The following is a 19,908-nucleotide window of genomic DNA, read 5'->3' on the forward strand; positions in this document are numbered from 1 at the left end:
GAAGACACCTGGCGATATCTCGGCTCACTCGTCAAGACCATCGGTCCAGACGAGTGCACCAATTATCTTGTCAATGCCGGATACGCTTCAAATAAAACATGAAACGCTCTATCGGGTGGGATTTCGTCAGCCTCGGCCGGCCGGCCGCGGGCGAACGCTTCGCCGGCGGGCGCCTTCGCCAGCGCGTCGAAATAGTCCGCGGCGGCGAGCCCATCTGGTTCGAGCAGGTGGCTTTTTCGCGTGCACCGGAGGCTCTGGATGCGCCGTTCATTTTTGCCGGCCGGCCCATCATGGGAACGATGGTCTATGCCGGGCCGGCGCTTGAGAACACGGTTGAACGCATCCGCAATCACCTGGGCGAGGCGGCGCACGGCGTCTTTTCGGTAAGCCAGCTCGAACGCGTGATCGTCTGCCGCTACCTCGGCCAGCGCATGTCGGAAGGCAAGGCGCTCTTTCTCCAGGCATGGAGCATCCTCCGCGAGCAGGGCCTGATGAAGAAGGCCGTTGCTCCACGCATCTGGGCAACATGAACTGAAACGATGAGGACCAACCCATGGAACTGCTACCGCGTGAAAAGGACAAGCTACTGATCTTTACAGCTGGACTGGTCGCCGAGCGCCGCAAGGCAAAAGGGCTGAAGCTGAACTATCCCGAGGTCGTGGCTTATATCTCGGCGGCTCTACTGGAGGCTGCCCGCGAAGGGCGAACCGTTGCCGACCTCATGTCCTACGGCGCGACGCTTCTTACCCGCGAGGATGTGATGGAGGGCGTGCCCGAGATGCTCCACGACATCCAGGTTGAGGCAACCTTCCCGGACGGCACGAAGCTCGTCACCGTCCACAACCCGATTCCCTGAGGAGGCTGTTATGATTCCCGGCGAATATTTTGTCGATGATGGCTCCATTGAGCTGAATTCGGGGCGGCAGACATGCAAGGTCGACGTCGCTAACTCCGGCGACAGGCCCATTCAAGTCGGCTCGCACTACCACTTTTACGAAACGAATGAGGCCCTGCTTTTCGACCGTGAAGCCACAAAGGGTTTCCGCCTCAACATCCCGGCAGGGACGGCGGTCCGTTTTGAGCCGGGCCAGGAGCGCACCGTGGAGCTCGTGGCGCTCGCCGGCAAGCGCGAGGTGTACGGATTCAACGCCAAGGTCATGGGCAAGCTGTAGGAGGCACCGATGGGAACGATCACACGACAGGCCTATGCCGATCTTTACGGCCCTACCAAGGGCGACAGGATGCGGCTGGCCGATACGGAACTCGTCATTGAGATCGAGGAAGACCGCACCGTCTACGGCGAGGAAGTGACCTTCGGCGGCGGCAAGGTGATCCGCGACGGAATGGGACAGGGACAGCGCCCGGCGGCCGAGGTCGCCGACCTGGTCATCACGAACGTCACCATTGTCGATCACTGGGGCATCATCAAAGCCGATGTCGGCATCAAGAATGGCCGCATTTCCGGTATCGGCAAGGCCGGCAATCCGGACATCCAGCCAGGCGTCACCATTGTCGTCGGTGGTGCAACGGATGTCATCGCGGGCGAGGGTCGGATTCTCACGGCGGGCGGTATCGACACGCATATCCACTTCATCGCCCCTCAGCAGGCCGAAGAAGCGCTGGCAAGCGGAACGACCACGCTCGTCGGCGGAGGCATTGGCCCGACCGTCGGCACGCTAGCAACGACTGTGACAGCCGGTCCCTGGGCAATCCACCGGATGCTCGAGGCGGTTGAAGCGCTGCCGATCAATGTCGGTCTGCTCGGCAAGGGCAATGTCAGCTTGCCCGACCCGTTGCGGGAGCAGATCCGCGCGGGCGTCGTGGGTCTGAAACTGCATGAGGACTGGGGCACAACGCCCGCGGCGATCGACAATTGCCTCACGGTCGCCGAGGAAATGGACATCCAGGTCGCGCTCCATAGCGATACGCTCAACGAGAGCGGTTTTGTGCGCGACACGTTCGCTGCCATGAAAGGCCGGACCATTCACAGTTTCCACACGGAAGGTGCCGGCGGCGGCCATGCGCCCGACATCATCACCGCGGCGGGGGAGGAGAATGTCCTGCCCTCTTCCACGAACCCGACACGGCCCTACACGATCAACACGGTCGACGAGCACCTCGACATGCTGATGGTCTGCCACCATCTCAGCCCCCAAATCCCTGAGGACGTCGCCTTCGCCGAGTCGCGCATTCGGCGGGAGACGATAGCCGCGGAGGACATCCTTCACGATCTCGGCGTCTTTTCGATGATGTCGTCGGACTCCCAGGCAATGGGCCGCATCGGCGAGACGACGCTCCGCTGCTGGCAAACTGCGCATAAGATGAAGGTGCAGCGCGGTCCTCTGCCGGAGGATAGCGATCGGAACGACAACTTCCGTGTCAAGCGCTACGTCGCCAAATATACGATCAATCCGGCGCTCACGCATGGCTTTGCCCACGAGATCGGCTCCATCCAGGTCGGCAAGCGTGCTGACCTCGTGCTTTGGAAGCCGGCTTTCTTCGGGGTCAAGCCGCAATTGGTGATTATCGGCGGGATGATCGCGATCGCACCGATGGGCGATCCGAACGCGTCGATATCGACACCCCAGCCGGTCCATTATCGCCCTATGTACGGCGTGCTCGGCCGGGCTCTGGGTTCGACGGGCGTCACCTTCGTCTCGCAGGCCGCGCTCGACGACGGGATCGGCGAGAAGCTGAAGCTCTCGAAGCAGCTTGTTGCCGTCAAGGGCACGCGGACGGTGCGCAAGAAGGACATGGTGCACAACAGCCTCACTCCGAAGCTGGAGGTCGATCCCCAGAACTACAACGTGCGTGTCGACGGAGAGCTGATCACCTGCGAGCCGGCCGACGTCCTGCCGATGTCGCAGCGATACTTCCTTTTCTAGGAACGGAAGAAAAACCGGGCGCGGATGCCGCGCCCGGGCCTCCATCGGTCGCCACGCGGATTGACGAGTGAATATGCCGGTCCGCAAATCTTCATGAGGAGCAGAGATCAATGCAGTTGGATCGTTTTCGTGATCATCCATCCCTGTCCTTCGTCGATTGGTCTTTGCGGGGCGTCGGGCAGGTCGTCTTCCAGAACAATCCGCTGTCGGGGCTGGTGATCCTTCTCGCGCTCGCCTGGAACTCGTGGATTTACGCCGCGATCTGCATCCTCGGCGTCATATCGAGCACGGCGACGGCCCTTCTCCTCAAGGCCGACAGGGGCATGATGCGTGACGGGCTGTACGGTTTCAACGGCGCGCTGGTCGGGCTGGCCCTCATTGCATTCACCAGCGAGGATTTCCGAACCGGTGCGGTGCCGTCCGCCGCGATGGCTGTCTATCTCATCTGCGCTGCCGCCTTCACCACAATGGCATTTGCCAGCATGGGCGCTGTCCTGAGGCCGCACAAGGTTGCCCCTCTGACCATGCCCTTTGTCCTCGTCGGCTGGTTGTTTCTCTTCGCCGTCCTGAAGTTCGATGCGATTGATGCGGGTCCGATGGCCAAGCCAATTTCCCCCGAGCAATTTTCCGAAACGGTGCCCTATGTACTCTCAACCTGGTACGAGGGAATAGGAACATCGATCGGACAGATTTTCTTCCAGGACAACTGGATCTCCGGCTACGTCATTCTTGTCGCCATTGCCCTGAACTCCCGCATCTGCGCTGCGATGGGGCTGCTCGGCGCGATCGTCGGCACCGTGACGGCAGCCCTCTATGGCGGTCCCGAAGGGGCGGTACGGGACGGCCTCTTTGGCTACAACTCCGCCCTGACCGCCATGGCGCTCGGCGGCGTCTTCCTGGTCCTCACCTGGCGGAGTCTGCTCTATGCCGTTTTCGGGGCCGTCGTCGCGAGCTGGCTCTGGGCATCTGTCGCCATCTTCCTCAAGCCGATCGGGATGCCGGTTTTGACCTCCACTTTCGTTCTCGTCACCTGGCTCATGCTGCTGGGGCAGGGGGCGTTCAAGGCGCTCGTGCCGGTGCTGCCGGCCAAATCCACGCCCGAGGAAAACCGGGCGCGCTACCCCGGGCGGGAAATGCTCCATTGAGCGTATGACTGCCGGCCTGCTCCGGAAGAGGACGAAGGCCGTCTACTCTCCGGCGGCGTCGGATACGGTGCCGTTGGAATTCACACCGAAAAGCCGTTGCTTGAGTGTTTCCCGCACCGTCTGGATAACGACGTAGAGCACCGGAATCGCGATCAGCCCAAGGACCGTGCCGAGTAGAAGGCCTCCCAGAACCGTGGAGCCGATCGCCTGGCGGCTGCCGGCGCCGGCGCCCGAAGCGACGACCAGCGGCACGACACCCAGAATCGAGGCGAGCGCGGTCATCAGCACGGGCCGGAAGCGCTGGGATGTGCCTTCGGTCGCCGCCTCGACGATGCTCATGCCTTCCTCGCGGCGCTCCTTTGCGAATTCCACGATGAGGATGGCATTCTTGGCCGCTAGGCCGATGAGCAGCAGAAGACCGATCTGCGCGTAGATGTTGAGATCGATCCCTCCGACGACGAGAGCGCCCAACGCGCCAACGACCGCGACGGAGACCGATAGCATGACGGCGACCGGCACGCTCCAGCTTTCATACTGGGCGACGAGGAAGAGATAGGTGAAAACGATGCCCATGATGAGGATGAGTACCGTCTCGTTACCCGCTTGCTGCTCCTGAAGCGCAAGCCCCGTCCATTCGAAGCCGAAGCCGGCCGGCATCGCCTCCGTGGCCAATTCCTCCATGATCTCGAGCGCCTGGCCCGTGCTGGTTCCGGCTGCGGCCTGACCGTTGATCGAGGCGGATGAAAACAGATTGTATCTGTTGACCGAACTTGGCCCGTAGATCGTCGAGATCGAAAGCATGCTCTGGAGCGGAACGAGGTCTCCGGGCTGGCTTCGCACCCTCAGTCGCTGAATGTCCTCGATGCGTTGGCGAAAGGACGGCTCATCCTGCAGCCGAACCTGGTACACCCTCGAAAAGATGTTGAAGTCGTCGACATAGGCCGATCCAAGATGAGCCTGCAGCGTGCTGAAGATCGCCGCGGGCGAAACGCTGTAGAGTTCGGCGCGCTTTCGGTCGATGTCGAGGTAAAGCTGCGGAACATTGGCCGAGAAGGTGCTGAACATGCCGGCAAGTCCGGGCGTCCGGTTCGCGCGAATGATCAGGTCGCGCATGACTTCGGCAAGTTCCTGCTGGCTTTGCCCCGCTCTTGCCTGTAGGCGGAAGTCGAAGCCCCCAGTCGCACCGAGTCCGGGGATTGCAGGCGGATTGAATGGCACAATCGATGCGGTCGATATAGCTGCAAGCTCAGGGCGCAGCCGGTCGATCAGCGAGAAGGCACTCTGGTCCGGCCCGCGCTCGCCCCAAGGTTCCAGTGCGGAAATGATCATGCCGCTATTGGAACCGCCACCGCCGACCATGCTGGCACCGGCAATGCCGATGGTATTGGCTATGCCCGGGGTCTGCTGCAGGAGGGAACTGACTTGAGCAATCGTCTGCTGCGTCCGCTCCAGGGACGCCGCGTTTGGAAGCTGCACGTTCATGAACAGATATCCCTGGTCCTCGGCCGGCACGAAGCCGGTCGGCAGAACGCGATAGAAGCCGTAGATGCCGCCAACCACGGCGACGAAGAGAAGGCCTGCAAGTGCGAGACGGCGCGCAAAGATCGCAAACAGCCGCAGATAAAAGCGGCGGGATGCATCCAGGCCGCTGTTCAGCTTGCCGAAAATCCCGCTCTTGTGTTCTGGCGCAGGCCTGAGGATGAGCACGCATAGCGCCGGGCTCAAGCTGAGGGCGTTGATCGTCGAGAAGACGATCGTCACGAGGATGGTGACCGCGAACTGGCGATAGAGTTCGCCGGTGATGCCGGCCAGGAACGCGACCGGTACGAACAGTGCGGCGAGAACCAGTGTCGTCGCGACGATCGGACCGGTGACCTGCTGCATGGTGGTGTGGGTCGCGGTGCGGATATCCATGGCGTGCTCGCTCATCAGCCGCTGGACATTTTCCACGACGATGATCGCGTCGTCCACCACGAGGCTAATCGCCAGAATAACGGCAAAGAGCGTGATCGTGTTCGCCGAATAGCCGAGCAGGTAGAGAACGGCAAAGCCGCCGATCAGCGACACGGGAATCGTCAGGGTCGGGATGACCGTTGCGCGCCAATCCTGCAGGAATGCAAAGACCACGGCCACGACGAGCACGAAAGTGATCGCGAGCGTCGCGAAGATCTCGCGGATGGTCTCCCGCACGAAGGATGTCGTATCGAAGACAAGCGTATAGGCAACGTCATCCGGAAACTGCGTCGAAAGCTTCTCCAGTTCGGCGAGCACGGCCGTCGATACCGCAAGCGCATTGGCGTCGGACGACTGGTAGACGACGACCGTCGCACTCGGATGGCCGTTGAGGGTGGAGGCCGTGTCGTAGGACTGGGCGCCGAGCTCCACACGTGCGATGTCGCGAAGCCGGACCACGCCGCCGTCCCGATTGCTCCTGACGATGATGTCGCCGAATTCGGCTTCGTCGGCGAGCCGCCCGCGCGCCATCACCGTCAGCTGCAGCTGCTGCCCTGTTGCAGCGGGAGGCGAACCGATCTGGCCGGCTGAGGCCTGGGCATTTTGGGCCTGGATCACCGATGTCAGGTCAGCTGCCGTAATGCCCAGTGCCTCCATCCGGTCGGGGTTCATCCAGATGCGCATGCTGTATGTCGGCCCGAAAACGCTTGCCTCGCCGACGCCGGGAAGGCGGGCGATGGCATCGCGAATGTTCACTGTCGCATAGTTGCTGATGAAGACCTCGTCTCTGGTCCCCTTCGGCGAATAGATCGACAGGCCGAGCAGCATGCTGGACGACCGGCTGCGGACTGTCACCCCGGCCTGAGTGACGGCGGCCGGAAGGCGGGGCGTCGCCAGAGCCACCCGGTTCTGGACGTTGACCTGGGCTATTGCGGGGTCCGTCCCCGCCTCAAAGGTTACGGTCAGGCTGTAGGTGCCGTTGTCGGTGCTGGACGAGGACATGTACATCATGCCTTCGACGCCATTCACCTGTTCTTCGATCGGCGCACCGACGCTGTCTGTCATCACCGTCGCGTTGGCACCCGGATAGCTGGCGGAGACCTGGACTTCCGGCGGCGTGATCTGGGGAAACTGCGCAACCGGAATCTGCAGGAGAGCGACCACGCCGGCGATCAGCATGACGACCGCGATCACCATTGCGAAACGAGGGCGGTCGATGAACGGGGCGGAAAAATTCATCTGGACACCGCCGGCTGGGACGTGCCTGCGGCGGAGGCTGCCTCCGCGACGATCTCGACCACGGATCCTTCCGCAATGTTTTGGAGTCCGTCGACAATCACGCTTTCGCCGCCCTCCAATCCGGTTTCGACGATCCAGTTTCCATGCGCCTGCTCGGTTACCGTGATCCGGCGCCGAACGACTTTACTGCCCGCATCCACCAGCATGACGTATTTGCCATCGCGGTCCTGCTGTACCGCGCCTAAAGGGACGGTCGGACGTTCGATCCGTGTGGTTTCGGAGACGACGACCGTCACGAACTGGCCGGGGACGAGCAGGTGGTCGGAGTTGGGGAAGAGCGTCCGGACCGGCAGGGTCCCTGTTCGCTCATCAACTTCGCTTCCCAGGAACTCGATCGGTGCCTTGTGCGGATAGACCTGCCCGTTCGACAGCCTGAGGGTCGTTTCGTAACGGTTGGCAAGGTCGTCCTTGCTCGCGCCTCCGGCGGCTTTCCGCAGATCCAGCAAGGCGCGGTCGCTCACTGAGAAGACCACCCGAATAGGGTCCATTTGCACGACGCGCGCCAACGCCGGCGAGGCGGAGTTGACGAAACTGCCTGCCGCAAGCGCGGCCGTCCCGATGCGTCCTTTCAAGGGAGAGGTGATGTGGCTGTAGCTGAGGTTGAGTTCGGCCTGCCTTACGGCCGCTTCAGCCGACTGGACGCTCGCGGCGGCCGTGTCGCGCGTCGTCTCGCTCTGCTCGCGTACGGCTTGGGCGACCGACTGGTTTAGCGACCGGTTCCGCGCCAGCTGCCGCTCGGCATCGAGCAGGGTTGCCTCAGCGCGGATAAGGGCGGCCTTCGCATCAATCAGCGCTATGTCGAGCGCCCGGCTGTCCATCCGGAACAGCTCCTGGCCTTTTTCGACGAAGGAACCTTCCTCGAATAGCCGCTCATCGATGAAGCCCTCGATGCGTGAACGAATATCGACGGCATTGAGTGCTTCCACACGGCCCACGAATTCGTGTTTTGGCGAAACGTCTTCCAGTATAACGGTGAAAGTTGAAACCTTTGGCGTGTCGTCAGCGCGCGCTGGAACGGGCATAAACTGCGAAGCTGCGACCAGCGAGGCGAGGAGGGCGCAAGGAATGCTGGCGGGAATTCCCATCCGTTCTACTCCATAAAAGTCAATGCCTCAGCCGGGGTTGAAACTCCCGGTGACCACCAGCGCGTACCGCCGTTGCGGGAAGCATGTGAGGGCAGGCTCTATTGCGGTCGGTATAATTTGCCTCCGAGATAGCTGTTCGTCAGGAGAGAGGTCAGGGACGGGGCTGCCGTGTCGACTGGCTTTCCCCCGGGAGGAATCCACGGATTCTTGATCCCGAGACAGCCCGTATCGCGGGCCTCTTTCGGAGTCATGCCAAATTCACGCCTGAACATCCGGCTGTATGTTGATGCGTCCATGAAACCCCATTCCTCGGCGATCGCTGAAATCGACCGACTGTCCGTGCCGTCGGCAAGGATGTCCCTGGTGCGCAGCAGGCGTTGGCGTCGGATATAGCCGGAGATGCCTCCGGTCGGCTCGAAAATCCGATAGAGCCGCGACCGGGACACGTTCAGGTCTTTACAGAGCTTTTCTGGCGAGAGATCGCAGTCTGAGAGCTGTGCGGCGATAAGCTTGTTCGCACGCGCCATGATTACCGCGTTGATCGGCCCTTCTGCCTCGAACAGGTGATTGCGGGAGGGGGTGATGCAAGCGGCAATCAGATTGGCCGTCGCAACGGCAATGTATTCGGCATCGCGTTCCGTTCGATCCGGAAGTGAGCGATGGAGGAGTTGGATATAGTCGGCGATGAAGAGCGCCATTTCCGGGCGTATGGCGAGATCGCACGGTCGCGAGAACGCAAAATCCCGCGGAAGGAAAAGCGCGAGGAAACCATCGTCCTCACCCTGGTCCTCATGCGGTACGGCAAGACATTGCCAGCGCAGCTTTCCAACCTGCGCTGGCCGTCCGTCCGTAGAAACTGTATGGGGAACAGAAAGAACCCAGTGATCAAAAACCGGGTTCTTCCTGCTGCTCCAGCGCCGGCGATATCTCATGCCGGGATATTCCAGGGACAACAATGTAAGATTGCCCAGCCGCCAAACCGTTTGGCGCGCCGCGAAAGATTTGAACTCATCCCGCAGGAGCACGATATCCACCAAGCTGGAATGCCAAGTTCTGTAAAGATCGAACTGTTCCGCAGGAGGTGCGGCGGAGGTGTCTACGTCGATGACGCACTTTAGAGGGGGCTCTGGGTTGCTCTCCGTTACGGCTTGAGCCTTGTCCAGCATGGACCACCCCACCGTTTGGGCGATAGCGCAAGGCCGTGTAAATTGTTGATCGACAGATGGCAGCGAGTTGGACGCCTCGCCGGTTTCACCGACAGCAATGCAGGCCGAGTGATCTAAGCCCTTCCGGTTGAGTTCACGTGGTTCCTTGGGTGCCATAATGCCGATTCCGTCTTGAATTCCGGCTGTAGCTGGAGGGGTTTGTGAACCCGGTGCCGGGGAAGTATCGATATCGAGCGCGCATACTTGGAAGGTTCATCGCGGAACGGACGAGGGGCGCTTCTTGCGCCGTGACCAGTCATATTCCGGCTAGAGCGACCTCAAAAGCCGACCTGTCCCAGCAGCGGGACTGCCCGGAAACCACGAAGACCAATTTCGCCACCTCCACATAAGGTTGTTCCAGACCGAAAATAGGGTCAGGCGGTGTCGGCAAGTCTAGTCGCGCCAAAAGCTTTTAACATATGCAGCGAATCCCAATTATGGATACGCCGTCCAATTCGTTCCGAGGGCGATGACAACAATAGTTCGGCGGCTACACATCGCAGCCACCCGTACCCTCAGCAACCGGCGTTTATCGACAGCCTCAGCGAGTTGTTGATCAGGAGGCTGTTAAGGGTACAGGCGCAGCCGGCGGGCTGGTCGATGCTCAGCCAGGTGGAATGCTGAATCCCTTCCCACCCAAGGGTCCGCGCTCCCTTCGGAGATAGGCCGAATTCCCGTTTGAACATGCGGCTGTAGGTCGACGGGTCCATGAACCCCATGCTCTCGGCAATGTTCGAGACCGAGCGTCCATCTGCACTGTTCGAGAGCGCGCGTCGCGTCTCAAGCAGGCGTTTGCGGCGGATGTAGTTCGAGATACCTCCGGCCGGCTCGAAAATTCGGTAGAGGCGCGACCGGGAAACACCAATGCTTCGGCATAGCAAGTCCGGGGACAATTCCGGGTCTGAAAGCCTCGCCTCGATCGCGCGGATGGCACGTGTGGTGATTACGGCGTCGAATGGCGCTTGTGCCTGCTCCAGCCTTTCCTGGGAAGGGGCAACCGCTGCCGCGACCATGTGCTCGGTGGCTGCGACGACCCCGGAGATGTTGCTTTGCCTAAGATGGGCAAGATTGCGATGAAGTAGGGTTAGATAGTCCGCGAGGAATTCGGCCGCGCTCTCCGCGATCTCCGGATGGAGAGGGGCGGCGATCGCGCTGTGGGGAAGAAAAAGCGCAATGATTGCGCCTTCGGTTTCGCAGATGTCGGGCGCCGCCAGGTTTTTCATGCGGAGCTTTCGCTGCGGCTTTCCCTCGATCGAGCCGGCTCCGGGTGAAAATTTCACGGTCACCAACCAATGATCGACCGCCGGCTTCTTTTTATGCTCCCAGCGGAGGAGGTGATGGGGAGAATAGTCGATCGCGGCGAATGCCAGGTCGCCGAGTTGCCAGATTTTCTCCTGCGCCTTGAAGGTAACGATCTCGCCGCATCGAAGGCCGACATCGACGATGTCCGAGTGCCAGCTGCGAAAGAACTCGAAGCGCTCGTGCGCAGACGCACAGGCGGTATCACATTCGATCGCGCAATCCAGGGGATCATCCAGCAAGGGATCGGTGGGCTTCCGTCCCTGTTCCACCTGTGCGTCCATGATAGCTCCTTGAACTCAAGAGTAAGCAAGCATGAATTCCGATAGTGTCGCGCAAACGGCAGGCTGATTGAAAGGTAAGCCGATTCTTCCCGAGGTTGCAATGTTCGTCTTGGGGCGGCCATAAATCGGAGCGAAGATCATTAACGATGTGTCAAGTCGGTGAACCGCTGAGGCGAAACGATACAGTCGCGGAGTAACGCGTGGCGGAGGAGGTGAGCAGACAATCCCAAATCCGGGTCTACCGTACCTATTTCATGCCTCTTCAGGCTCAAGGCGACGTAGCGCATCGACTATTCTCCGGCAACGGGCCATGAACTGCCATTGTCGCCTGGAGCCTCTGACCATGATCAAGACAGTTATGATCCGATCCCTCGTACGAACGAGCACGGTGCTCGGCGTGAGCCTTGTTGCGGCGCATGCAGCGCAAGCAGTGACCTTGAGCGCCCGTGGTAACGAGCCGGGCTGGCAGTTGGAGATGACCGAGAGAACGATCACGTTTCACGCTCAGGACGGAAAGGCTCTTTCCATCGAGCCCGTGCCCACGGCGGTTGAAACAGAGGATGGCCAAACCTATTCCGCTGTTGTCGGAGGGGAGGCTTTCACCCTTACGATCGCCGATAAGGGCTGCTCCGACACGATGACGGGAATGCCCCATCCGAAAACGATAACACTGGTCGTCGGCAAACGTCACCTGACAGGATGCGGCGGCGATCCTGCAAGTCTTCTTCACGGAGACTGGAAAATTGACGCCATCGGCGGGAAGGCCACTGTCGGGAAATCCGAACCGACGCTTACCTTCGAGCCGGATGGCCGCATTCACGGCAACGGATCCTGCAACCGGTTCTTCGGCGGTTTCACGCTGTCGGGAGAGGGATTGAAACTCTCGGAGACCGGCGCATCGATGATGCTTTGCGATCAACCGCTGATGGATCAGGAACGGGCGCTTCTGGCAGCGTTCGATGGCGTAATCCGCTTTGAAGTCGTATCGCCAGGACACGTGCAGCTCGTCGGGACGAATGACGTGTTGGTGAGCCTGCGGAAATAGGACCGCAAATGAAAGTAGTTCGGGCGTCCTTTATTCGAAAGCCGCTGCAAGCTGTCTGGACGCGACCGAGAATGAAAGGCCATGCTGGAATGCGCCGTTCTCAAGAAAATTCAACATCTCGATGACGACGATTGGATTGTACATCATGAAGGTATGCGTCGCGTGCACTACGAGATGGTCGGCTGCGCCCTCGAGCTTCGTGGATTCGATGGTAACCTTTCCGTCGTTCGGCCCCGGAAGCATCGCGTTGAAGATGGGATTGACCGAGATATCGCCCGCGATAATGCCGATAGGGTAGTCGGGTCTGGGCAAGAGGTTCGGTATTGCATCTGCTCCCGTCCCCAGCTCCTGTCCGGCCGGACCGTTGATCCATTCGAATGGCGGCAGATCGCCGAACAGGTCAACGATCTCCGAACCATGATTTGGAGATCCCAACATCACTATCCGGCCCAGTTGCGGCCGAGAATGGTAAGCGAGTAAGTAGCGGACGAGGATTCCCCCAAGCGAGTGCGTCACGAAATGAACAGGACGCGAGCCGCATCGTTCGACCGCGGCGCCGAGGTGCTCCACGAGCTCTGCTATTCTTGCCGTCGTTGAGGGATAGTCGGCGTTTACGACATAGTACCCCTTCCGTGTGAGGGTTTTTTCCACCAGCCAGAATGAGCCGGTGCCGCGGGCAAGGCCATGCACGAGGACGACGCAATCCTGTCCGGTCAGGTATGGACCCGCCGCCGCCGTCGGTTCTGCCACTAGCGCGAGGAGGGCGCCCGCAGCGCATATCGCTCCTTTCATGCGGTCCAGCAGGTCCGTCCGGGCGGATGGTGGGCCGACGCTATTCGGTCCGGGCTTCTTCAGGCGACGCAAGGAAAGCACGCGAACTGCCGCCTGTTCTCAAAGGGTGTTCTTGTGCAGGCGCCCATCTTTCATGATCACCGTGAAATTCTTTTGCGGGTTTTCGAGCAGGGCAATGTCGTCGACTGGATTGCCGTCGATAACGAGAAGGTCGGCCAGGGCGCCTTCCTCGATGACGCCGAGCTTGCCGGGATAGGGATTACGCAGGCTGGAGAGCCCGAGCAGCTCCGCATTGCCGGAAGTCGCCATTTGCAGCACTTCGGCGTTGCGATACCAGTTGCTCAGATGCGTCAGCATGATGTTCTGCCGGGGGCCGAGTTCCGGTGAAAAGAGCACGTCTGAGCCCCAGGCGGTCTTGATGCCGTGCTTGCGCACATATTCGTAGACTTTCGGCGTCCCTGCGAAGAGTTGTTGCGCCCGCTCGACACCCGGCCCGCTCTGGGATGCCGCGTCCGCCATCGTCAGGAAGGGCTGCATGCTCAGCCATGCGCCCTTTTCGGCGATCATGACCGCCGTCTCTTCGTCCATCAGGTGGGTGTGCTCGATGCAGGTCACGCCGGCCTTGAGGGCACGCTGCACGGCGCGCGACGTATAGACGTGGATCGCGATATAGCTGTTCCAGTCCTCTGCGACGCTCACGGCCGCGCGCAGGTCTTCCTCGCTGAACGTCGTCATGTCCAGCGGGCTGCGCGGCGACGATACACCGCCGCTGCCGACAAGCTTGATCTGCGATGCGCCCTGCAGAAACTGCTCCCTGATCCGCAGCTTCAGGTCGTCGATCCCATCCACGATCGCGGATCCGCCCATAAGTTCGCCCCCGCTCAGCCGTCCGCCGTCCCTCGGAATCTCGGTCGGCAGGCGCAGGTCCCCATGGCCGCCGGAGGTGGTGATCATCGCGCCGGACGGGTAGATTCGCGGCCCGGGAATCATGCCGGCGTCAATGGCCTGCTTGAACGAAAATACGGAGCCGCCAAGGTCTCGAACGGTCGTGAAGCCACGCATCAGCGTGCGGTCGGCCTCTGCCGTCGATGCGGCAAAAATGATGCCTGGATCCCCACCGAGAAGGAGGTTCAGCGGCACCGCGGCAAAGATGGCATGCCAGTGCGCATCGATCAGTCCGGGAATGATGACGCCGTTCCTGCAGTCGATGACGGTTGCGTCTTCCGGCGGCGGCGCGTTGGTACGGTCGGTTCCAGCGATCCGGTTATTGACCACAAGGACTTGAACATTGTCGGCGACCATACCGGTCTTGCTGTCGAAGAGGCGCGCGTTGCGGAGCAGGACCTTCGTCGGCTTGGCTTCCGCTTGCGCAAAGCCGTGTGCAGGAAAGGTGCCGGCGGCGGCTGCCGCGGCCAGCCCGGACAGAAAGCCGCGTCGCGACAGGACTTCCAGCCGGTGGGAGGCCCTCTGCAGGTCCGGGCTGAAGCACCCGCAGCCGGCATCATGGACAAGGTGGCGATACTTCGTTCCGATCCGCAACATAGGGCTTTCCTCTCTGGTTCGGTAAATTGTGACAGAGGCTATTCGACCACCACATCCCCTCCGACGGCACTGGCACTGTCAAATATCATGAAGACGATCGGCGTTCCGGGCTCGGCCGTTGCGTCTGTCCGTCTGGCACCGACCTTGCCGCCGCGTGCCGCTGTGTATTCCGCCATCACCTCGCCGAACGTGTTCCTCTGGATCGCAACCTTCTGGCCGGCCTCCACGGTCTCGTTGAGCTGCACAAGGAGTTCGATGAAGCCTCCATGGGTGGTGATCACGGGGAACATTCCATCTGCGATGAAGACGTTCGAATCCCTGCCGGTACGACCGATCTGCCCCGGCAGGATCCCGTGATGCTTGATCACGTTCATCGTTCCTTCCACGAACAGGTCGATCATCTCATGGTCGAAGACGCGCGGTCGGCCGATTTCCGGCGTGAATGCCGGAATGCCGGCGTCGATGAGGGCATTGGCAAGAAGACCCGGCTCGGCCTTGTTGTCGAAGATCTGTTCGATCGGGTAGAGCTCCGCCATCGCGCGGACATCTGGAAGGTCCATGCGGGCGAGGTGGAATGCCGTCATGTCCATTCCGGTAGCAGCCGTATGGAAGTCTATCCCGTAGTCGAGATTGGCGCGAAGCAGCCGGTTGAAAACGAGACCCGCATGGCGCATGGCCGCTTCCGGCGCCTGTTCATTGCCGGGAAACAGCCGGTTGATGTCGATAAGATCGATGCCGCGGCCCGAACTTGGCCATCGCCGGGTCATTCCCTCTAACGCGGGGCGGGAAATGTCGAAGACCGCCATCACCGTTCCGGACATCGCGGTTGGATCGAGCTGGTTCATTACAGACTGGATCGTGTGGACGGGACTCATCTCGTCACCATGCACGCCGCTGATCAGCCCGAGCCGCTTGCCCGGCGTGGCGCCTTTCGCCACCATGACCGACACGTACCAGGTCTGGCCGGTCGGCATCTGCACGCCCTTGAAATAGAAGCTGTGCTTCTTTCCCGGCTCGAGGTCCTCAATGTCGAGGGAGGAGATAACCTGCTTTCCCTCAACGACATCGCCGGTATAGACAGTACCCTGTTCGCTCGCCGTCGCGCTGCCGTCCTGACCGGATTGCGCCTGGGCATTGGCCGTTGTCGCCATGAGCCCGGCCGCCCCCACCGTGGCGACTGATGCGATCATGAAGCGACGACGGTCCAGTCCCTCGTTGCCATCAGCCGTCATTGATCCATTCCTCCATCATGTCATGTGCCCGGCCTTGCCGGCCGGCGTTGAGAAGACTCCATCCTGGCGCCTGCGATCGATCTAAAACGACCAGATCAGCGGGACGATGAAGACGGCAACCACGAAGAACCATGCCAGGAGCGGCAGCCCCGGCTTCCAATATTCACTGAAGGTGTACCCGCCGGGTCCCATGACCATTGCGTTCGCCGGGGATGCTATCGGAGTCAGGAAGGCTGCAGCTGCGGCAATCGCAGTGCTCATCAGCACGGGGCGGGGCGAAAGGCCCATGCCGGCCGCCGCCGTCACGCCGATCGGAATCACGATTAGGGCCGTCGCCGTACTGCTGATGAACTGGCCGAGAACCGCCGTCAGCACGAAAAGTCCCGCCAGGAATGCCGTAGGGCTGGTTCCCCCCACGATATCGACGAGCTGGTTTGCCATCATTTGAGCGGCGCCGGTTTCCATCATTGCGGTGGAGAGTGGCTTCATGGCTGCAATGAGGATGACGGTGGTCCATCCGATCGCTCTGTAGGATTGTTCGGCGGTCATGATCCCCGAAAGAACGACCGCTCCGGCAGCGAGAACGCCCGTGATGGCCGGGGGAACAATGCCGGTCGCGAGCAGAAACACCATGCCGAGCAGGATCGCGACGGCCTGCTTTGCTCCTGACCCCATCGGAACGGCCTGCCGGCGCACGAGCTCGGGCGAACTGACCACCAGGACGTCCGGATCGTCGAGGCGGTCGTCCAGCGCCTGCCAGGTTCCCTGGAGCAGCATTGTATCGCCGGCGCGAAGCACTATCGCGCCCGTTTTGTCCTGCGCCCTGGCTTTATCGATAGGATTGCCGGCCCGCTGGACCGCGAGAACGACAAGGTCGCCGCTTGCGGTCACCATCCCGGGGAAGACGCTTTGACCGATCAGGCTTGACCTCGGCGGGATAACGACTTCGGCCAACCCTGACTGGCGATTGAACAGGGTGTCTCGACCGTCCCCGGATTGCAGCTCGCTCTCCCTGAAAGATAGATGCATGTCCGCTGCGAACCTGGCCACGGCCTCGCGATCACCGCGCAGAAGAAGATGATCGCTCTCGGCAGCATGCGGCCGGCGGATCGGTTGAGCCGTATCGCCCTCGTGTACCGCCACCAACTGAAGGCCCTCATAGTGTGTTACGTCGATCGCCGACGGCTCGCGCCCCGCGAACGGCGATGTGGCGCGGATGCGCGCTCGGTAGATGCCGTTTCCAAGCCCATATTGCTCGACCAGCGTCCTGGCGTGGCGGCTGAAGTCCGCCGGTATCGGCACTCCGTTTTGCTGCGGCAAAAGCCGCTCGCCGAAGAGAACGATGATGGCCATGCTGCCGGCAAAGAGCGGAATGCCGACGAGGGCGAATTCAAAGAGACCGAAATCTTTCACGCCTGCGTCGATACCGGCATCCGAAACGAGCACGTTCACCGGCGAACCGGTCAATGTCAGCAGCGAGCCGGCATGCGCGGCGAAGACGAGCGGCAGCAGAAGCTGCGAGGACTTTCTCCTGAGACGGACCGCTATGACAACGACGACCGGCAGGAGTGCCGCAACGGCGCCGTAGACACCGATGAGCGCCGCCAGGACTGCAGCAAGACTCATCATTAGGACCAGAAGCCGTGTGCGGCTTTCTTCGCCCGCGGCCCGGATGAGACGCTGCCCGGCCCAGGCGGTCACGCCTGTGACCTCAAGCGCGAAGCTGACCACGAAGAGCGTCGCGATGAATATGACAGCCGGATCGCCGAAACCGGCAAACGCCTCGCTGAGGCTGAGAATCCCTGACGCCCACAAGGACAGGCATACGAGCATCGCGACAACAACGGCTGGCAGTTTGTTCCAAACGAAAAGAACGATCGCCGCGGCGATGATGGTTGCGATGAGAGCTACCGGGCTCAATCCTGCTGTTCCTTTGAGATGCCCGCTCCGGGACCGGCGTCACGGCCTGCCGAATACAGGCAGGCGTCCCGACCGACTGCCTGAGATTAGCCGGGCGGCGTGATAAGTCATGAGCCGAGAGTCCCGGCGCTACGCACTGCGTCCCGGAGTTACGAGCGGCATTTCAATTCATCGGACGAGACCTTGACCGGGTGTGAAGTCTTAAAGCAGGTGAGAGATGTGGTGAGTGAACCGCACAGTCCGTGAAAACAGGCTTGGGCTCCTATAGACGCCGAAATTGGCGTCCATACGTAGCGGAGGCGAGAAAATGCGGTGGCGAAGCCTGTTCGCGCTTGCTGTTTTCCACGTCGGCTTGTTGGCCTGCGCTGCGCCGCAAACGGGGCTGCTTCGTGTGGCGCCCCCTTCGCAGGATGCCGATCAAATCACGATCCTTGCCGCGACGACACGTGCGCCGGTCGACAATCCTGACATGCTCTTCGGCGGAGATCGGGGCAAGACAGTTTCCTACAGCCGGATCGTCGTATCCGTTCCGCGTCGCCGCAAGGCCGGCACGCTCCAGCTTCCGCGGCGGGTTCCGGGCAATCCCGAGCGGACCTTCGTCGCCAATGCCGTGGCGCCGATTGACCGGGAGGATATCGCTGCCGCGTTCCGCGCCAACGTTCCGCGCAAGCGCCGCGCCTTCGTCTTCGTGCATGGCTATAGTACGACATTCGATCGAGCCGTTTTCCGTTTCGCGCAACTGGTTCACGACTCCGACGCAGAGGCGGTGCCGATCCTCTTCTCCTGGCCGTCGCGCGGACGTTTACTCGACTACAAGCGTGATTTCGACAATGCGTCCTATTCGCGTTCGGACCTCGCAAATCTGCTGGAGGCCGCGATCGATAGTTCAGCCATAGACGAGGTCGTCATACTCGCTCATTCGATGGGCGCGTGGCTTGCCGTTGAAGCAGTCCGGCACGTCGCCTTGCGGCGTGGAGGGGTATCCGGCAAGGTCGCCAGCCTAATTCTCGCGTCGCCCGACCTCGATGTCGGCGTTTTCCGGCGGCAAGTCGAGGACATGGGCCCGAAGCGGCCGCCGATCACGGTCTTCATCGCGCAGCACGACCGGGCGCTTCAGCTATCCCAATTCATTTCGCGCGGCGGCGCACGTCTCGGCGGGATCGATTTGTCGCGGGAGGACTACCAAAGAGCCCTGTCGGGTCTTGCCGGCGTTACGGTGCTGGATCTCAGTGCCTTGAATTCGGGCGACCGGATCAATCACGCTCTTTACGCCACCAGTCCCCACGTCGTTCGTCTGATCGGCGACAGGCTGCTGCAGGGGCAGGTGATCACCGATCTCGATGTTGCACGCCCAACAACGGCGGTAGATGCGCTCGGGTCGGCCGCGACCTTCATCGTTACCGCCCCGATCATGATCTTCGATGCGGCCGCCAGTCGCTAGCCATGCATTCTCCGGTTGAAAGGAAAGGCCAAAATGGGACGGCCTGCGTAAACTTGGGATTCGTCGCTCATCCTTGTCGATGCGTCAATTGCTAGCGTTCGCATAGCTGGGGCAAGCCGCACCTCGGCTTTGCATGCGGGACCAATCGTGCCGGCGAGCCGGAGGACGAGGATTGGTGTTGCGTTGGCATCCCGCAAAGTTGGCGTTTCAATGAGAGGATATTGACATGAGCGATCTGGTCTTCATCGCTTTCGCGACGGAGGAAAAGGCAGAGGAAGTGCGCCAGAAGGTGCTGTCGCTGCAACGGGATTATCTGATCGAACTCGGCGATGCCGTTGTCGTCGTCAAGAATGAGAAGGGACAGATCAAGCTGAACCAGCTCGTCAATCTCACCGCGCGCGGTGCGATGTCCGGCGCCCTTTGGGGGACGCTCATTGGCGCCATCTTTCTTATGCCGCTTGCCGGAACGGCACTCGGCGCGGCCTCCGGCGCGCTTGGCGGTCAACTCAGCGACAGCGGGATCAACGACAATTTCATGAAGGACGCCGCAAGTGCACTTCAGCCGGGGACGGCCGGCCTTTTCCTGCTGGTGCGCAAGATGACGACCGACAAGGTCCTCGCCGACCTCAAGGGTGTCGGTGGCGAACTCTTGCAGACGTCATTTGACGAGACCAAGGAAGCTGCTTTGCGCGAAGCGCTGTCTGCCGTCCAGGCCGAGGCCGAGGCGGCGCCAGCAGCGGCTTCGTGACCGGAACCTGGCAATCGCACCTCACGGAGGCTG

16 protein-coding genes are annotated in these 19,908 nt (G+C 61.2%); 8 read left to right on the top strand and 8 right to left on the bottom strand.

What is annotated here, in order from left to right; all coding sequences use genetic code 11:
* The first annotated feature begins 98 nt into the window (after positions 1 to 98).
* The 5 genes from ACMGE0_RS29320 (at position 99) to ACMGE0_RS29340 (ending at position 4,030) form a co-directional block, all read left to right on the top strand.
* On the top strand, positions 99 to 530 hold the full coding sequence (locus ACMGE0_RS29320; protein WP_436819424.1) for an urease accessory protein UreD: 432 nt from the start codon (positions 99 to 101) through the stop codon (positions 528 to 530).
* A 23-nt stretch (positions 531 to 553) separates the two neighbouring features.
* Entirely contained in the window at positions 554 to 856 is a 303-nt protein-coding gene (gene ureA / locus ACMGE0_RS29325) for an urease subunit gamma (RefSeq protein WP_436819425.1), read from the top strand.
* Positions 857 to 866: 10 nt separating this feature from the next.
* The gene (locus ACMGE0_RS29330) at positions 867 to 1,172 is read left to right on the top strand and encodes an urease subunit beta (protein ID WP_436819426.1); all 306 of its coding nucleotides are present in this window, start codon (positions 867 to 869) and stop codon (positions 1,170 to 1,172) included.
* A 9-nt stretch (positions 1,173 to 1,181) separates the two neighbouring features.
* Positions 1,182 to 2,885, top strand: a complete 1,704-nt coding sequence (gene ureC / locus ACMGE0_RS29335; RefSeq protein ID WP_436819427.1) for an urease subunit alpha — start codon at positions 1,182 to 1,184, stop codon at positions 2,883 to 2,885.
* A 110-nt stretch (positions 2,886 to 2,995) separates the two neighbouring features.
* Positions 2,996 to 4,030 (top strand): urea transporter, encoded by a 1,035-nt coding sequence (locus ACMGE0_RS29340; RefSeq protein WP_436819428.1) that lies wholly within the window; start codon positions 2,996 to 2,998, stop codon positions 4,028 to 4,030.
* A gap of 42 nt (positions 4,031 to 4,072) precedes the next feature.
* Here ACMGE0_RS29340 and ACMGE0_RS29345 read toward each other — a convergent pair whose 3' ends face one another.
* The 4 genes from ACMGE0_RS29345 to ACMGE0_RS29360 form a co-directional block, all read right to left on the bottom strand.
* The gene (locus ACMGE0_RS29345) at positions 4,073 to 7,222 is read right to left on the bottom strand and encodes an efflux RND transporter permease subunit (protein ID WP_436819429.1); all 3,150 of its coding nucleotides are present in this window, start codon (positions 7,220 to 7,222) and stop codon (positions 4,073 to 4,075) included.
* Entirely contained in the window at positions 7,219 to 8,367 is a 1,149-nt protein-coding gene (locus tag ACMGE0_RS29350) for an efflux RND transporter periplasmic adaptor subunit (RefSeq protein WP_436819430.1), read from the bottom strand. The genes ACMGE0_RS29345 and ACMGE0_RS29350 overlap by 4 nt, the downstream gene beginning before the upstream one ends.
* 98 nt (positions 8,368 to 8,465) lie before the next feature.
* Complete coding sequence (locus ACMGE0_RS29355) at positions 8,466 to 9,689, bottom strand: helix-turn-helix domain-containing protein (RefSeq protein WP_436819431.1); 1,224 nt, start codon at positions 9,687 to 9,689, stop codon at positions 8,466 to 8,468.
* Positions 9,690 to 10,087: 398 nt separating this feature from the next.
* The gene (locus ACMGE0_RS29360) at positions 10,088 to 11,155 is read right to left on the bottom strand and encodes a helix-turn-helix domain-containing protein (RefSeq protein ID WP_436819432.1); all 1,068 of its coding nucleotides are present in this window, start codon (positions 11,153 to 11,155) and stop codon (positions 10,088 to 10,090) included.
* Between the two features lie 358 nt (positions 11,156 to 11,513).
* On the opposite strand from ACMGE0_RS29360, the gene ACMGE0_RS29365 reads away from it, so the two are divergent.
* Entirely contained in the window at positions 11,514 to 12,200 is a 687-nt protein-coding gene (locus ACMGE0_RS29365; protein WP_436819433.1) for an META domain-containing protein, read from the top strand.
* 30 nt (positions 12,201 to 12,230) lie between these two features.
* Here ACMGE0_RS29365 and ACMGE0_RS29370 read toward each other — a convergent pair whose 3' ends face one another.
* The 4 genes from ACMGE0_RS29370 to ACMGE0_RS29385 all read right to left on the bottom strand — a co-directional run bounded on the left by ACMGE0_RS29370 (position 12,231) and on the right by ACMGE0_RS29385 (position 17,686).
* Positions 12,231 to 13,073, bottom strand: a complete 843-nt coding sequence (locus ACMGE0_RS29370) for an alpha/beta fold hydrolase (protein ID WP_436819434.1) — start codon at positions 13,071 to 13,073, stop codon at positions 12,231 to 12,233.
* A gap of 18 nt (positions 13,074 to 13,091) precedes the next feature.
* Positions 13,092 to 14,534: a metal-dependent hydrolase family protein gene (locus ACMGE0_RS29375; RefSeq protein ID WP_436819435.1), complete on the bottom strand. Its 1,443-nt coding sequence runs from the start codon at positions 14,532 to 14,534 to the stop codon at positions 13,092 to 13,094.
* A gap of 38 nt (positions 14,535 to 14,572) precedes the next feature.
* Entirely contained in the window at positions 14,573 to 15,766 is a 1,194-nt protein-coding gene (locus ACMGE0_RS29380; protein WP_436819436.1) for a M14 family metallopeptidase, read from the bottom strand.
* 81 nt (positions 15,767 to 15,847) lie between these two features.
* Positions 15,848 to 17,686, bottom strand: coding sequence for an SLC13 family permease (locus ACMGE0_RS29385; RefSeq protein ID WP_436819437.1), 1,839 nt, complete (start codon positions 17,684 to 17,686; stop codon positions 15,848 to 15,850).
* Between the two features lie 307 nt (positions 17,687 to 17,993).
* Here ACMGE0_RS29385 and ACMGE0_RS29390 point away from each other — a divergent pair, with 307 nt between their 5' ends.
* Positions 17,994 to 19,127, top strand: a complete 1,134-nt coding sequence (locus tag ACMGE0_RS29390) for an alpha/beta hydrolase (RefSeq protein ID WP_436819438.1) — start codon at positions 17,994 to 17,996, stop codon at positions 19,125 to 19,127.
* A gap of 226 nt (positions 19,128 to 19,353) precedes the next feature.
* A complete protein-coding gene (locus ACMGE0_RS29395; RefSeq protein ID WP_436819439.1) occupies positions 19,354 to 19,875 on the top strand; it encodes a DUF1269 domain-containing protein in 522 nt (173 codons plus the stop codon).
* The last annotated feature ends 33 nt before the right edge of the window (positions 19,876 to 19,908 follow it).

Origin of the sequence: Neorhizobium descurainiae (assembly GCF_051400715.1) — a bacterium.
Classification (GTDB): domain Bacteria; phylum Pseudomonadota; class Alphaproteobacteria; order Rhizobiales; family Rhizobiaceae; genus Neorhizobium.

Bases quoted from the DNA above. Each gene is read 5' to 3' on its own strand.
- ACMGE0_RS29365 (WP_436819433.1), top strand. From the start codon at position 11,514: ATGATCCGATCCCTCGTACGAACGAGCACGGTGCTCGGCGTGAGCCTT.
- ACMGE0_RS29375 (WP_436819435.1), bottom strand. From the start codon at position 14,534: ATGTTGCGGATCGGAACGAAGTATCGCCACCTTGTCCATGATGCCGGC.
- ACMGE0_RS29360 (WP_436819432.1), bottom strand. From the start codon at position 11,155: ATGGACGCACAGGTGGAACAGGGACGGAAGCCCACCGATCCCTTGCTG.
- ACMGE0_RS29350 (WP_436819430.1), bottom strand. From the start codon at position 8,367: ATGGGAATTCCCGCCAGCATTCCTTGCGCCCTCCTCGCCTCGCTGGTC.
- ureC (WP_436819427.1), top strand. From the start codon at position 1,182: ATGGGAACGATCACACGACAGGCCTATGCCGATCTTTACGGCCCTACC.
- ACMGE0_RS29320 (WP_436819424.1), top strand. From the start codon at position 99: ATGAAACGCTCTATCGGGTGGGATTTCGTCAGCCTCGGCCGGCCGGCC.
- ACMGE0_RS29395 (WP_436819439.1), top strand. From the start codon at position 19,354: ATGAGCGATCTGGTCTTCATCGCTTTCGCGACGGAGGAAAAGGCAGAG.
- ACMGE0_RS29355 (WP_436819431.1), bottom strand. From the start codon at position 9,689: ATGGCACCCAAGGAACCACGTGAACTCAACCGGAAGGGCTTAGATCAC.
- ureA (WP_436819425.1), top strand. From the start codon at position 554: ATGGAACTGCTACCGCGTGAAAAGGACAAGCTACTGATCTTTACAGCT.
- ACMGE0_RS29345 (WP_436819429.1), bottom strand. From the start codon at position 7,222: ATGAATTTTTCCGCCCCGTTCATCGACCGCCCTCGTTTCGCAATGGTG.
- ACMGE0_RS29330 (WP_436819426.1), top strand. From the start codon at position 867: ATGATTCCCGGCGAATATTTTGTCGATGATGGCTCCATTGAGCTGAAT.
- ACMGE0_RS29380 (WP_436819436.1), bottom strand. From the start codon at position 15,766: ATGACGGCTGATGGCAACGAGGGACTGGACCGTCGTCGCTTCATGATC.
- ACMGE0_RS29340 (WP_436819428.1), top strand. From the start codon at position 2,996: ATGCAGTTGGATCGTTTTCGTGATCATCCATCCCTGTCCTTCGTCGAT.
- ACMGE0_RS29390 (WP_436819438.1), top strand. From the start codon at position 17,994: ATGCGGTGGCGAAGCCTGTTCGCGCTTGCTGTTTTCCACGTCGGCTTG.